The sequence below is a fragment of the Xenorhabdus eapokensis genome, assembly GCF_001908105.1.
In genome coordinates this window covers 178,593-191,977 of the sequence record NZ_MKGQ01000004.1, presented here as the reverse complement: position 1 = coordinate 191,977, position 13,385 = coordinate 178,593, and the positions used below count along the sequence as shown (strand labels likewise).

11 protein-coding genes and 2 tRNA genes are annotated in these 13,385 nt (G+C 43.8%); 10 read left to right on the top strand and 3 right to left on the bottom strand.

The annotated features are described in order from the left end of the window. The first annotated feature begins 16 nt into the window (after positions 1-16). Together Xedl_RS05195 and Xedl_RS05190 are read left to right on the top strand one after the other, a co-directional pair. A tRNA-Asp gene (locus Xedl_RS05195) sits at positions 17-93 on the top strand. Positions 94-101: 8 nt separating this feature from the next. Then, positions 102-177, top strand: a tRNA-Trp gene (locus tag Xedl_RS05190). A 206-nt stretch (positions 178-383) separates the two neighbouring features. On the opposite strand, the gene hdfR is transcribed toward Xedl_RS05190, so the two are convergent. After that, complete coding sequence (gene hdfR / locus Xedl_RS05185; protein WP_074022766.1) at positions 384-1,232, bottom strand: HTH-type transcriptional regulator HdfR; 849 nt, start codon at positions 1,230-1,232, stop codon at positions 384-386. A gap of 115 nt (positions 1,233-1,347) precedes the next feature. Here hdfR and Xedl_RS05180 point away from each other — a divergent pair, with 115 nt between their 5' ends. After that, positions 1,348-1,686, top strand: coding sequence for a MaoP family protein (locus tag Xedl_RS05180; RefSeq protein ID WP_074020693.1), 339 nt, complete (start codon positions 1,348-1,350; stop codon positions 1,684-1,686). Positions 1,687-1,746: 60 nt separating this feature from the next. On the opposite strand, the gene Xedl_RS05175 is transcribed toward Xedl_RS05180, so the two are convergent. After that, positions 1,747-3,273 carry a YifB family Mg chelatase-like AAA ATPase gene (locus Xedl_RS05175; protein WP_074022765.1) on the bottom strand — a complete coding sequence of 509 codons (1,527 nt, stop codon included), beginning with the start codon at positions 3,271-3,273 and terminating at the stop codon, positions 1,747-1,749. A gap of 600 nt (positions 3,274-3,873) precedes the next feature. On the opposite strand from Xedl_RS05175, the gene Xedl_RS25060 reads away from it, so the two are divergent. From Xedl_RS25060 to ilvA, 6 genes are all read left to right on the top strand, one after another. Further along, positions 3,874-3,966: an IlvGEDA operon leader peptide gene (locus tag Xedl_RS25060; RefSeq protein WP_139292496.1), complete on the top strand. Its 93-nt coding sequence runs from the start codon at positions 3,874-3,876 to the stop codon at positions 3,964-3,966. A 143-nt stretch (positions 3,967-4,109) separates the two neighbouring features. Further along, a complete protein-coding gene (gene ilvG, locus Xedl_RS05170) occupies positions 4,110-5,756 on the top strand; it encodes an acetolactate synthase 2 catalytic subunit (protein WP_074022764.1) in 1,647 nt (548 codons plus the stop codon). Then, positions 5,753-6,010: an acetolactate synthase 2 small subunit gene (gene ilvM, locus Xedl_RS05165; RefSeq protein WP_074020690.1), complete on the top strand. Its 258-nt coding sequence runs from the start codon at positions 5,753-5,755 to the stop codon at positions 6,008-6,010. Before ilvG ends, ilvM begins: the two co-directional genes overlap by 4 nt. Positions 6,011-6,034: 24 nt before the next feature. After that, positions 6,035-6,961, top strand: a complete 927-nt coding sequence (locus Xedl_RS05160) for a branched-chain amino acid transaminase (protein ID WP_074022763.1) — start codon at positions 6,035-6,037, stop codon at positions 6,959-6,961. An 88-nt stretch (positions 6,962-7,049) separates the two neighbouring features. After that, positions 7,050-8,900 (top strand): dihydroxy-acid dehydratase, encoded by a 1,851-nt coding sequence (ilvD, locus tag Xedl_RS05155; protein ID WP_074022762.1) that lies wholly within the window; start codon positions 7,050-7,052, stop codon positions 8,898-8,900. 2 nt (positions 8,901-8,902) lie between these two features. Continuing rightward, on the top strand, positions 8,903-10,450 hold the full coding sequence (ilvA, locus tag Xedl_RS05150) for a threonine ammonia-lyase, biosynthetic (protein WP_083600273.1): 1,548 nt from the start codon (positions 8,903-8,905) through the stop codon (positions 10,448-10,450). 110 nt (positions 10,451-10,560) lie between these two features. On the opposite strand, the gene ilvY is transcribed toward ilvA, so the two are convergent. Continuing rightward, complete coding sequence (gene ilvY / locus Xedl_RS05145) at positions 10,561-11,442, bottom strand: HTH-type transcriptional activator IlvY (protein ID WP_074022761.1); 882 nt, start codon at positions 11,440-11,442, stop codon at positions 10,561-10,563. A gap of 160 nt (positions 11,443-11,602) precedes the next feature. Here ilvY and ilvC point away from each other — a divergent pair, with 160 nt between their 5' ends. Beyond that, on the top strand, positions 11,603-13,081 hold the full coding sequence (gene ilvC / locus Xedl_RS05140; protein WP_074022760.1) for a ketol-acid reductoisomerase: 1,479 nt from the start codon (positions 11,603-11,605) through the stop codon (positions 13,079-13,081). Positions 13,082-13,385: the final 304 nt, after the last annotated feature.

The window sequence follows — 13,385 nt, the reverse complement described above, 5'->3', positions numbered from 1 at the left end:
GGTTAAAAAAATCGGTGGTGCGGTAGTTCAGTTGGTTAGAATACCGGCCTGTCACGCCGGGGGTCGCGGGTTCGAGTCCCGTCCGCACCGCCACCGTATTTAGGGGCGTAGTTCAATTGGTAGAGCACCGGTCTCCAAAACCGGGTGTTGGGAGTTCGAGCCTCTCCGCCCCTGCCAGTTAACAAATAAGTAATAATTGATATAGCTTTCAGATTAATAGCCCAGCTAAATTTAGCTGGGTTTTTTCTTGTTTGTCATTTTTATCCAGTTCTAACGTACTATAGCTCTAACATATTGCAGCCCTGATATATGTTTTTATTGGCATATAGTTTTAACTTCTAGTTTCGTGTAATTCTAATTTCTTTTTTTCAAGCGCAGCTCCTTTAAGGTTGTTTTTGGGTAGTTACAGGTGCTTGCTCAACAGGAATTTTTAATAAGTGTTGGATAAGCGCTTGTTGGTCACTGTTTTGTAGCCATACAGCGTACAATGGCCGTTCTATTAACTGATCATTAGATAAAGCAACGAGTTTCGGATATTCTTCTTGCCAGTGTACAGGAAGGAAGGTTGCAGCATTAACGCTATCCAATAACTCTTTGGCAATATGTGCTGATGTGGTTGTAACTATAGGTGGATGATCATTCTTTAAGATTTGTTGTTCTTGCTGGTGAAAATCAGCTCCCCACTCTAATTTAATATAATTTTCCACTCCCTTATCAAGATTATGCTGGGTTGTTAATAAAATAAGCTGGATATTACCTATCAACTGACTTTGAAACTCATCCATTTTTGGCGGTTCAGTGGTGATTAAGAGATCCAGTTCACGAGAATGCAATTGCTTGACTAGTGATTGACGTGTCGAAACCAGAGATTCGATTCTTATTTCCTGATGGTGTTGATAAAATGTATTTATCCAGGATGTTAGATAACTTTCCCATAGGGATGCTGTAGCGCCGATAGAGAGTTTTGTATGCTGGGCAACATAATTGATTTCTTTCTTTGCCAATTGCCAAGTATTCATTAGTGATTCTGCATAAGGTACCAGGCGTTCTCCGGCTGCTGTTAGGCGGATATTATTACGATGCCGTGTGAATAAATTGGTACCCAACTGATTTTCTAATTGGCGGATCCGAAAACTAACAGCGGATTGTGTTAAATAGAGCGACTCAGCTGCCCGACCAAAGTGACGAGTCTTACTGACTTCCAAAAAGGTTTTCAGTAATTCAGTGTCCACATGCATCTCCAATAGTTTTTGTCGTTAAGATTTAAATATTTTGTTTTACAGAATGTCAAGCCTCCCTAATACTCCGCGCCATAATTAGTATGACTTAGAGTTAGGAGTGTGTCAGATGGCTGAAAGCTTCATCACGACTAATCGTTTTTTTGATAATAAAAATTATCCACGTGGATTTTCTCGTCATGGTGATTTCACCATCAAAGAGGCTCAATTGCTAGAACGTTATGGTTATGCGTTCAATGAATTAGACCTTGGTAAACGTGAACCTCAAACAGAAGAAGAAAAACTGTTTGTTGCAGTTTGCCGTGGTGAACGTGCACCGGCAACGACAGAGGAAAAGGTATGGACTAAGTATTTGGCAAAAATTAGCCGTCCAAAACGTTTTCATACTCTTTCCGGTGGAAAACCGCAGCTTGATTCTTCGGAGGACTATACCGATACTGATGATTAATACCATCATTGATATTAATCAGCTAGGTAAGAGGGGGGATCCCCTCTTCCAACCGATAACTTATCCAGTCTGCTTTTGTAATTGGATAAGTAACCTATCCATACTTCGGTAGCTGAGTGCTTCCATAATATCTGGTTTTTCTATTCTTGTTTGCTCTTTTAAGTCTGCAATTGTGCGAGAAACTCTAAGTATCCTGTGCCAGGCACGTATAGATAGCCCTAATTTCAATAAAGTATTTTCCAGAAAAACGGCATTTTCCATGCTAATTTTGCAAATATCTTCGGTTTGTTTGCTACCGAGATGGGCATTAATGTGTCCACACCGTTCTATTTGTATTTTTCTTGCCTTTGTTACGCGTTGTTTGATTTCTTGACTACTTTCTCCATATTTTGTTGATGATTGGCTTAAGATTCCTGGAGGAAGCAGAGGAACTTCAATAGAGAGATCAAAACGATCTAAAAAAGGGCCTGATAGTTTAGAGAGGTAACGTAATACTTGGTGTGGACTGCTTCGGTTATGCATCCCCTGATGATAGCCGGTTGGGCTAGGGTTCATGGCTGCAATCAATTGAACCTGAGCAGGAAAACGAACTTTTGCTCTGGCACGGGATATCACTATTTCGCCAGATTCTAATGGTTCCCGCAGGGCATCAAGGACACTACGGTTAAATTCAGGTAATTCATCTAGAAATAACACACCATTATGGGCAAGAGAAATTTCGCCAGGTTTAGGTATTGAGCCTCCTCCAACAAGAGCTGCCATTGAAGAACTGTGATGAGGGGCTCTAAATGGGCGTATATGCCATTTTTGAGGATTGATTGGACATCCGGCTAAGCTATTGATTGCAGCGACGTCTAGAGCTTCCTGATGCGTCAATGGCGGTAATAAACCACACAATCGGCTGGCAAGCATAGTTTTGCCGGTGCCTGGAGGGCCGAGCAGCAGAAGATTATGACCCCCCGCGGCTGTGATCTCCAGTGCTCGTTTAGCTTGTTCCTGCCCAATAATATCCTGTATATCCAAAACAAATGATTCAGTCTGTAGTTCAACAGGAGAAGGAGCGGCTAAGGTTGAGTTTTCTCCTTGTAAGAAATGGCAGACTTGCAGTAAATGATTTGCCATTAGCGTTTCGTTTTGAGACAAAATTGCCAGTTCAGCTTGGTTCTCTGAGGAGAGAATAAGTTGTCTTCCTGCTCTTTTTGCACTCAATGCTGCGGGAATTGCTCCCGTAACTTGCCGTATTTCACCAGAAAGTGCTAACTCACCTAAAAACTCATAATTATGTAGCTTATCTGTTATGATCTGCTCCGATGCGGCTAAAATTGCAATAGCAATGGGTAAATCATATCTTCCCCCTTCTTTAGGGAGGTCTGCTGGTGCTAAATTGACAGTAATCCTTTTGGGTGGATAAATAAAACCACTATTGATCAGGGCGCTTCGGACACGATCTCTCGCTTCCTTTACGGTAGTTTCAGGTAAACCAACAAGGGTGAGACCGGGTAAACCATTACTGATATGTGCTTCTATCGTGACGATAGGGGAATCAATACCAATTGTTGCCCGTGTATGAATAACGGCCAGTGCCATGATGCTCTCCTTAGCAAGAAAGCTGTTATCATGGATCGATAAAAAATAATGAAAAGTCGCCTTTCGTTATTTTGTGAAAAGGATCGTAAATATATTCGTCATTATGATTATAGTGACAACCATCCAGTCGTTTGGGTTTTAATAATAACATAATGTTATATATGAATAATCTAACAAACTGGGATTCTGATGTTAAAAAATCGAGTGGGAATGAGTGATATTCATCGGTAATCATAACTCAATAAAATACATAAATTTAACTTAATAAATTTTAAACTTATATACTATTAACTATAATAATAATTAACTGTAAAAATTAATTTTGATCGCATTTTTGTCATGTTATCGAGAGTTAGACGATTAACTCGTTTTTCTATTATTTTATTTATTAATTATTTTACTAAACAAACAGATGGCAATTTTTTCTGAGATAAAAATGAGTAAATTACAGTGAATTTATCTATTTTTTGGTTATCTAAATGAAAAGTATAAATAAAATAATTTTGTTATAAAAAAACAAAAATAATCGTTGTCAACAATCATAGAAAGTGATAACTCTTAAATATACGTCAAACATACGAATTAAAAACGAATAAAATTATGAACGCATTTGTCCTAGTGATTAGCCTAATTATTAGCGTGGTGGTGATTATCCCACCGTGCGGGGCTGCACTTGGACGAAGAACGGCTTAGACAGAAGAAAAGCCAGATTCCAAGACCCCCGCACCGAAAGGCGCGGGGGTTTTTTTTAGGCCTGATACTGGATTCGACAAGAGTAGAAACAACAAAACATCACAACAGCCAACAGCAAGGTAAACGTAACAGGGGAGACGGCAATGAACGGGGCACAATCGGTTGTAGAGGCATTACGAAAACAGGGAATTGAAAAAGTTTTTGGTTATCCAGGTGGAGCAATCATGCCAGTTTATGATGCGCTGTATGATGGTGGTGTTGAGCACATATTGTGTCGCCATGAACAAGGCGCTGTTATGGCAGCCATTGGCTATGCGAGGGCAAGTGGTAAGCCCGGAGTTTGCATAGCGACATCAGGGCCAGGAGCGACAAACTTAATCACGGGATTGGCTGACGCATTATTGGATTCCGTTCCTGTTGTCGCTATTACCGGTCAGGTGAGTTCTGAATTTATCGGGACAGATGCCTTTCAGGAAATCGATATACTGGGAATGTCTCTTTCTTGTACAAAACACAGTTTTCTTGTTGATTCGCTGGAAAAATTACCTCAAATCATGGCCGATGCTTTCTCCATTGCCATGAATGGTCGTCCAGGCCCTGTTCTGATTGATTTACCAAAAGATATTCAGTTAGCGCAAGGTGATTTCGCTCCCTATTTAATACCGATATCCTCCCAATTTTCCCTTCCAAAACAAGAGATTGAATTGACTCGTCAATTGTTAGCTTCATCTCGGAAACCTATTTTGTATGTGGGTGGTGGAGTTGGTATGTCTGGTGCTGTTCCTGAATTGCGTAATTTTGTATCTGAAACGGGTGTTCCCGTTGTTTCCACATTGAAAGGTTTGGGAGCGGCAGATTTTGAACATGAATGTTATTTGGGAATGTTAGGGATGCATGGTACTAAAGCCGCTAACCTTGCCGTTCAATCCTGTGATTTATTAATTGCCGCTGGGGCACGTTTTGATGATCGTGTGACAGGAAAGCTGAATACTTTTGCACCTCATGCCAAAGTGATCCATTTGGATGTTGATCCTGTTGAATTTAATAAATTACGTCAGACTCATGTTTCATTATTGGGGGATTTAAAAACCCTATTGCCTCATTTACAGCAACCTTTATCGATCCAAGCCTGGCAACAAAAAATCAAACAATTAAAAAACGAACATGCATGGTGTTATGACTATCAGGGCGAAAGCATTTATGCTCCGTTGTTGTTGAAGCAGGTTTCTGAACGTGCTTCGTCCAGTACGGTTATCACAACCGATGTTGGGCAGCATCAGATGTGGGCTGCTCAGCACATGACTTTTAGTCAGCCAGAAAATTTCATCACATCAAGTGGATTAGGCTCGATGGGATTCGGTATTCCAGCGGCGGTTGGTGCCCAAATGGCTCGTCCTGAAGATATGGTTATCTGCATATCTGGTGACGGCTCCTTCATGATGAATGTTCAGGAATTAGGCACTATTAAACGTAAGCAATTGCCGATCAAACTGATCTTATTGGATAACCAGAGATTGGGCATGGTTCGTCAGTGGCAAGAGCTGTTTTTTGGCAAACGTTATAGCGAAACGATCTTAACTGATAACCCTGATTTTCTTACGTTGGCGCAGGCGTTTGGTATTCCGGGACAGAGAATTACTGACAAAGCACAAGTGGATGAAGCATTGGATGCTTTGTTCAACAGCGAGGGTGCGTATTTATTACATGTGTCTATTGATGAATTAGAGAATGTCTGGCCATTGGTTCCACCAGGCGCAAGCAACGAAACCATGTTGGAGAAACCATTATGAGACAGCATCAACTTGCTATTAAGGCGCGGTTTTGTCCTGAAATGTTGGAACGGATTTTGCGGGTTACCCGTCACCGCGGGTTTCAGATATGCGCATTGAATATGGATCATATAACAGATAGTGATAATGTAAATATTGAACTCACCGTGTCTAGCCAGCGTCCAGTTAATTTACTTTTTTCCCAACTGATGAAATTGGTGGATGTGGCTGGTGTTGAGATCAAAGACAAAGAATCACGATTAATAAGCGCATAATGCGCCATTGAAGGAAAACTGAGAATGACAAAGCAAGCTGATTATATTTGGTTCAATGGAGAAATGGTGCCTTGGGCAGATGCCAAAGTTCACGTTATGTCCCATGCCTTACATTATGGTACTTCGGTATTTGAAGGGATTCGTTGCTATGACTCCCACAAAGGGCCTGTTGTTTTTCGTCATCGTGAACATATGCAACGCTTGCGTGACTCAGCCAAGATTTACCGTTTTCCAGTAAGCCAAAGTGTGGACGAATTGATGGAGGCTTGCCGTGAAACGCTGCGTAAAAATAAATTGGTCAGTGCTTACATTCGCCCATTGGTATTTGTGGGTGATGTCGGCATGGGAGTCAACCCACCTGCTGGCTATAAAACAGACGTTATCATTGCCGCTTTCCCGTGGGGCGCCTATCTCGGTGAGGAAGCCTTGGATCAGGGCATTGATGCGATGGTTTCTTCATGGAATCGCATGGCAGCAAATACGATCCCTACAGGCGCAAAAGCGGGAGGTAACTATCTCTCTTCTTTGCTGGTGGGAAGTGAAGCGCGACGTCATGGTTATCAGGAAGGTATTGCCCTGGATGTTCATGGTTATATTTCAGAAGGTGCGGGTGAAAATCTATTTGAAGTGAAGGATGGCGTTCTATTTACACCGCCATTTACGTCATCTGCCCTGCCTGGGATCACCCGTGATGCCATCATCAAGTTAGCACAAGATCTTGGTTTGGAAGTTCGTGAACAGGTACTTTCCCGTGAATCGCTTTATTTAGCGGATGAAGTCTTCATGACAGGAACGGCTGCGGAAATCACACCAGTCCGTAGTGTAGATGGTATTCAGGTGGGTATCGGCAAATGTGGCCCAGTCACTAAAAAGATCCAAAGCGCGTTTTTTGGCTTATTTGATGGTACGACAGAAGATAAGTGGGGTTGGTTAGATCCCGTTAATCCTTAATAAAAAATATAAAACTCAACAGGCGGCCGTTCCCCGCCTGTTTTGATTGCCGAAGTTAATTAATAAGACTGACATGGGAGTAAAGACAATGCCTAAATATCGTTCTGCCACGACGACTCATGGCCGCAATATGGCGGGAGCTAGAGCTTTATGGCGAGCCACAGGTATGACAGATGCAGATTTTGGAAAACCTATCATTGCGGTTGTTAACTCATTCACGCAGTTTGTGCCAGGACATGTACATTTGCGTGATCTTGGCAAGCTGGTGGCAGAACAGATTGAGGCATCAGGGGGCGTGGCGAAAGAGTTTAATACCATCGCTGTCGATGATGGTATTGCGATGGGGCATGGTGGAATGCTCTATTCATTACCTTCGCGTGAGTTGATTGCTGACTCAGTGGAATACATGGTCAATGCCCACTGTGCTGATGCTATGGTGTGTATTTCTAACTGTGACAAAATCACTCCAGGTATGTTGATGGCATCTTTGCGCTTAAATATTCCGGTTATTTTTGTTTCTGGTGGTCCAATGGAAGCGGGTAAGACGCGATTATCCGAGCAACTGATCAAACTGGATTTGGTCGATGCCATGATCCAGGGCGCCAATCCAAATGTCAGTGATGAACAGAGCGATCAAATTGAACGTTCTGCATGTCCGACGTGCGGTTCTTGTTCCGGTATGTTTACAGCAAATTCGATGAATTGTTTAACCGAAGCGCTTGGCCTGTCACAGCCAGGTAATGGTTCACTGCTCGCTACGCATGCTGATCGTAAGGCTTTGTTTATCAATGCCGGTAAACGCATTGTTGAACTGACTAAACGCTATTATGAGCAAAACGATGATAGTGCTCTCCCGCGTAATATTGCGACCAAAGCGGCATTTGAAAATGCGATGACATTGGATATTGCGATGGGGGGTTCAACCAACACCGTTTTACATTTGTTGGCAGCAGCGCAGGAAGCTGAAGTTGACTTCTCGATGGCGGATATTGATCGTCTGTCTCGTCAGGTGCCGCACTTATGTAAAGTTGCTCCGAGTACCCAGAAATACCATATGGAAGACGTACATCGTGCTGGTGGTGTGATTGGGATACTTGGTGAGCTTGATCGTGCAGGGCTTTTGCACCGCGATGTGAAAAATGTTTTGGGTTTGGATTTGCCAAAAACATTAGCCCAATACGACATCATGCTGACAAACGATGAAAGTGTTAAGAGCATGTATGCAGCGGGGCCTGCTGGAATTCGCACCACGCAAGCCTTCTCACAGGATTGTCGTTGGCCATCGTTGGATACAGATCGCGAAGCAGGATGTATTCGTGAACATACCCATGCTTACAGTCAGGATGGTGGACTGGCCGTTTTGTCTGGCAACATTGCAAGAGATGGTTGCATTGTAAAAACAGCCGGCGTTGATAAAGAAATCCTGACTTTCCGTGGCCCAGCTAAAGTTTACGAGAGTCAGGAAGATGCAGTAGAAGCCATTCTCGGTGGAAAAATCGTGACGGGTGACGTAGTTGTTATTCGTTATGAAGGGCCGAAAGGTGGCCCAGGTATGCAAGAGATGCTCTATCCCACTACGTATCTGAAATCGATGGGATTAGGCAAAAGTTGTGCATTGATTACGGATGGGCGTTTCTCCGGCGGAACATCGGGCTTATCTATTGGTCACGTCTCTCCAGAAGCGGCTAATGGGGGGGTGATTGGCCTGATTTATGACGGTGATATCATCAATATTGATATTCCAAACCGTAAAATCCAGTTGGATGTAACGGAAACAGAACTGGCAGAACGTACACAGGCTGAATTATCTCGCGGAGATAAGGCGTGGACACCTAAGTCCCGTGAGCGTCAGGTTTCTTTGGCATTACGAGCTTATGCTTCATTGGCGACCAGTGCTGACAAAGGCGCGGTGCGTGATAAAACCAAACTGGGGAGTTGATTGTGGCGGTTTATCCTCTTAATACTGAACCCAAGGGAGCGGAATATCTCAAGGCGGCATTGAGTGCGCCAGTTTATGATATTGCTCAAGTCACTCCCTTACAGGAAATGAAAAAAATCTCTGCGCGTTTAGGCAATACTATTTTGGTTAAACGGGAAGATCGCCAGTTGGTACATAGTTTCAAATTGCGCGGTGCGTACGCGATGATCGCCGGTTTGACGGAAGAGCAGAAAAGCAAAGGTGTGATCACGGCTTCCGCAGGCAACCATGCGCAAGGTGTTGCATTATCGGCCAGTAAAGTTGGCATAAAAGCCACCATTATTATGCCGATAGCGACAGCGGATATTAAAGTCGATGCCGTCCGCAGTTTTGGTGGAGAGGTTTTGTTGCATGGTACGAACTTCGATGAAGCAAAGGCAAAAGCCATTGAGATGGCAAAAGAACACGGTTACACCTTCGTGCCACCCTTTGACCATCCTGTCGTGATTGCAGGTCAGGCTACACTGGCGATGGAGCTGCTACAGCAAGATGTTCATCTTGATCGCATCTTTGTTCCGGTGGGCGGCGGCGGGTTGATTGCGGGGGTTGCCGTTCTTATCAAACAGCTTGTACCCGAAATAAAAGTTATTGGTGTGGAAGCCGAAGATTCTGCCTGTCTGAAAGCGGCACTGGAAGCAGGGTATCCGGTCGATTTGCCTAGAGTTGGATTATTTGCGGAAGGCGTGGCTGTCAAACGGATTGGCGACGAAACGTTTCGTTTATGCCAGCAATATGTTGATGATGTTATTACGGTAGACAGTGATGCTATCTGTGCTGCGATCAAAGATATCTTTGAAGATGTCAGGGCGGTTGCAGAACCTTCCGGTGCGCTGGCGCTGGCAGGTTTGAAGAAGTATGTCCAGCAACATCAGATTCAGGGAGAACGGTTGGCACATATTCTTTCTGGGGCTAATGTGAATTTTCATGGGTTGCGTTACGTTTCAGAACGCTGCGAGCTTGGAGAGCAACGCGAAGCCTTGCTGGCGGTGACGATCCCCGAACAAAAGGGGAGCTTCTTACAGTTTTGCCAGATACTGGGTGCTCGTGTTGTGACTGAATTTAGCTATCGTTATTCGGATACAACAGATCCAAACCAAGCCTGCATTTTTGTTGGTATCAGATTGAGTCGGGGAAATGCTGAACGTCTTGAGATCATTGAAGAATTAAAAGTATCGGGGTATCAAGTCGCTGATTTTACGGATGATGAAATGGCGAAGCTGCATGTTCGTTATATGATCGGTGGCAGGCCATCCAAGCCATTGCAGGAGCGATTGTTTAGTTTTGCTTTTCCTGAATCTCCAAGTGCTTTGCTGAAATTTTTGCAGACACTGGGAACGCACTGGAATATCACGCTGTTTCATTACCGTAGTCATGGCACGGATTATGGGCGTGTATTGGCTGCCTTTGAGCTTTCAGGGGCAGAAGTGTGTTTTGATCGCCATTTGGATGAGTTGGGCTATGAATACCATGATGAAACCGATAACCCTTCATTTAAATTATTTCTGACTTAGTTATCAATCAATTTTAGTCATCAATAAATTAAAGAAATAAACAGCAAAATATCTTCCCAAAGGAGGCTGTTTTGCTGATTTTATATATTCAGATCATGACGACTTCCAGACTACAATAGCGCCCAAAATGCCCTAATCAACGGTTCATTCAAGCGCTTACTTAGCGCACAGACACCCAATTCAAACGGCTCGACCAAAGCAATATTTTCCAGCAGTGAAATACGGTTACGCACAGGTTCAGGACTGTTTTCGACAACAACCGTAGGGATCAGGGCAATCCCGCAACCTAGTGCCACCATAGAAACAATCGCTTCATGGCCGGAAACTGTCGCGTAAATGACGGGGTGCAGGATCTTATGTCGGCGGAACCACAGTTCAATACGCTTGCGGGAAGGCCCGTGCTCAGGCAGGATAAAAGGGATGTTATTCCAGTCGGGGGGTGTCTGGGTAGCGAGATTTCTCACGGCACAAGGTAGAGAAGGAGCAATCAGTACCAGTGGTACTTCACCTATTTTGGTAAAGCTGACATTATCAGGCAGTTTTTCAGGCTTACCTGCAATCCCCAAATCCACAGCATCGGATTGAACTTTATCAACGGCATCAGCAGCGTCTCCTGTTGTCAGTTTAATTTCCACCAGGGGATGTTCTGCCCGAAATTTGTCCAACACTTGTGGAAGATGGCTATACGCAGCCGTGACTGAACAGAATAGACGTAACTCTCCCGTTAGTGATGGGCTTTGGTGGTTTAATGAATGCTGTAACTGTTTATATTGCAGGAGAGTTTGCTGGGCAAATTGTTTGAGTTGTTCACCGGCTAAGGTCAATTTTACTGTCCGGTTATCCCGCAGAAACAGCGGATGCCCCAATAATTCCTCAAGACGCTGGATCTGGCGTGAAAGTGTGGATGGACTGACGTGCATGGCCTTAGCTGAGCGGCCAAAGTGACAACTTTCTGTAAGGTGTAAAAACAGTTTTAAATCACGTAGATCCATCGTTTTTAGGCCCTTTATTGAGAGGCTGTTTGCCGTGAGAAAGTGTGTTGCATAAACTGCAATATAGTCTTGTTAATATATCAATTTCAGCAATGGCTTGCATGTCATATATTGTTTCTATGCAAACGACCTCACACCTAATTATTATATCGGAGTCACCATGGCTAATTATTTTGATACGTTGAACTTACGCCAACAATTGGCGCAGTTAGGCAAATGTCGGTTTATGGCGCGGGAAGAATTTACTGACGAAGCAGGGTATTTGAAAGGCAAGAAAGTGGTGATCATCGGTTGTGGTGCGCAAGGGCTAAACCAAGGTCTCAATATGCGTGATTCTGGTTTAGATATTGCTTATGCCTTGCGTAAAGAAGCGATTGATGAAAAACGACCATCATGGCGTAAAGCAACCGAAAATGGTTTTAAAATTGGCACTTATGAAGAATTAATTCCACAGGCGGATTTGGTTATCAACCTGACTCCAGACAAACAGCATTCAGCGGTGGTTCAGGCAGTGCAACCCTTGATGAAAGAAGGTGCAGCGCTGGGTTATTCCCACGGTTTCAACATCGTCGAAGTGGGTGAGCCGATACGCAAAGATATCACTGTTGTCATGGTTGCACCTAAATGCCCAGGTACGGAAGTGCGAGAAGAGTATAAGCGTGGATTTGGTGTGCCTACTCTGATTGCGGTACATCCAGAAAATGATGTAAAAGGCGAAGGGATGGCGATCGCAAAAGCGTGGGCAGCCGCAACAGGCGGACATCGGGCTGGTGTGCTGGAATCTTCTTTCGTAGCCGAAGTTAAGTCTGACTTGATGGGAGAACAAACCATTCTGTGTGGCATGTTACAGGCCGGTTCTTTGTTGTGTTATGACCAACTGGTTGCTGATGGTGTTGATCCCGGTTATGCCGGAAAATTAATGCAATTTGGTTGGGAAACGATCACTGAAGCCCTGAAACAGGGTGGCATTACATTGATGATGGATCGTCTTTCTAATCCTGCAAAATTGCGTGCCTATGCTCTGTCTGAACAACTGAAAACTATTTTGACCCCGCTGTTCCAGAAACATATGGATGACATCATTTCTGGTGAATTTTCTTCCACAATGATGGCAGACTGGGCAAATGACGATAAGAATTTGCTGACCTGGCGTGAGGAAACCGGTAAGACGCCGTTCGAAAATTACCCAGACTACACAGGGCATATCAGTGAGCAGGAATACTTTGATCATGGCGTCCTGATGGTTGCAATGGTCAAGGCAGGGGTAGAACTGGCATTCGAAACGATGGTAGATACTGGCATTATCGAAGAGTCTGCTTATTATGAATCTTTGCATGAACTGCCGTTGATTGCGAACACCATCGCTCGCAAGCGTCTGTATGAAATGAACGTGGTAATTTCTGATACCGCAGAATACGGTAACTATCTGTTCTCCTACGTCGCAGTTCCGTTGCTGAAAGAGAAATTTATGGCAACCCTGCAAGCAGGGGACTTAGGAAAAGCAGTTGCAGATCGCAGCGTTGATAATGCGCAGTTGCGTGATGTGAATGAAGCGATCCGTCACCATCCGATTGAAATTATCGGCCGTACTCTGCGTGGTTATATGACAGATATGAAACGCATTGCAGTCGGTGGCTAATATAATGTTTATCCTGCCCGAAGTGACTTTATCGGGCAGGTAGTTCTTTCATTCTTACTTCCTCCATGACAGCTAAGCCACAGAAAGGTACATAGGCTTCGGAATATCCCCTTTCGTGAACGATGACTAACTACAACTTAAAATCTATTGGGTATATTGATTATATGTCAGTAAGCGTAATTAATTGTTAAAACATCAACGTAGTTAAATAAGCTTTCAAAATAGTAGATCACTTGGAGGGAACTCAGTCCAATTTTTGCGATCTGATTAATCGCCAAATCAAAAAAAATCCCAAAATGGACTG

Coding starts and splice junctions, on each gene's coding strand:
- Xedl_RS05180 (WP_074020693.1), top strand. CDS start 1,348: ATGGCTGAAAGCTTCATCACGACTAATCGTTTTTTTGATAATAAAAAT.
- Xedl_RS05175 (WP_074022765.1), bottom strand. CDS start 3,273: ATGGCACTGGCCGTTATTCATACACGGGCAACAATTGGTATTGATTCC.
- Xedl_RS25060 (WP_139292496.1), top strand. CDS start 3,874: ATGAACGCATTTGTCCTAGTGATTAGCCTAATTATTAGCGTGGTGGTG.
- ilvG (WP_074022764.1), top strand. CDS start 4,110: ATGAACGGGGCACAATCGGTTGTAGAGGCATTACGAAAACAGGGAATT.
- ilvM (WP_074020690.1), top strand. CDS start 5,753: ATGAGACAGCATCAACTTGCTATTAAGGCGCGGTTTTGTCCTGAAATG.
- Xedl_RS05160 (WP_074022763.1), top strand. CDS start 6,035: ATGACAAAGCAAGCTGATTATATTTGGTTCAATGGAGAAATGGTGCCT.
- ilvD (WP_074022762.1), top strand. CDS start 7,050: ATGCCTAAATATCGTTCTGCCACGACGACTCATGGCCGCAATATGGCG.
- ilvY (WP_074022761.1), bottom strand. CDS start 11,442: ATGGATCTACGTGATTTAAAACTGTTTTTACACCTTACAGAAAGTTGT.
- ilvC (WP_074022760.1), top strand. CDS start 11,603: ATGGCTAATTATTTTGATACGTTGAACTTACGCCAACAATTGGCGCAG.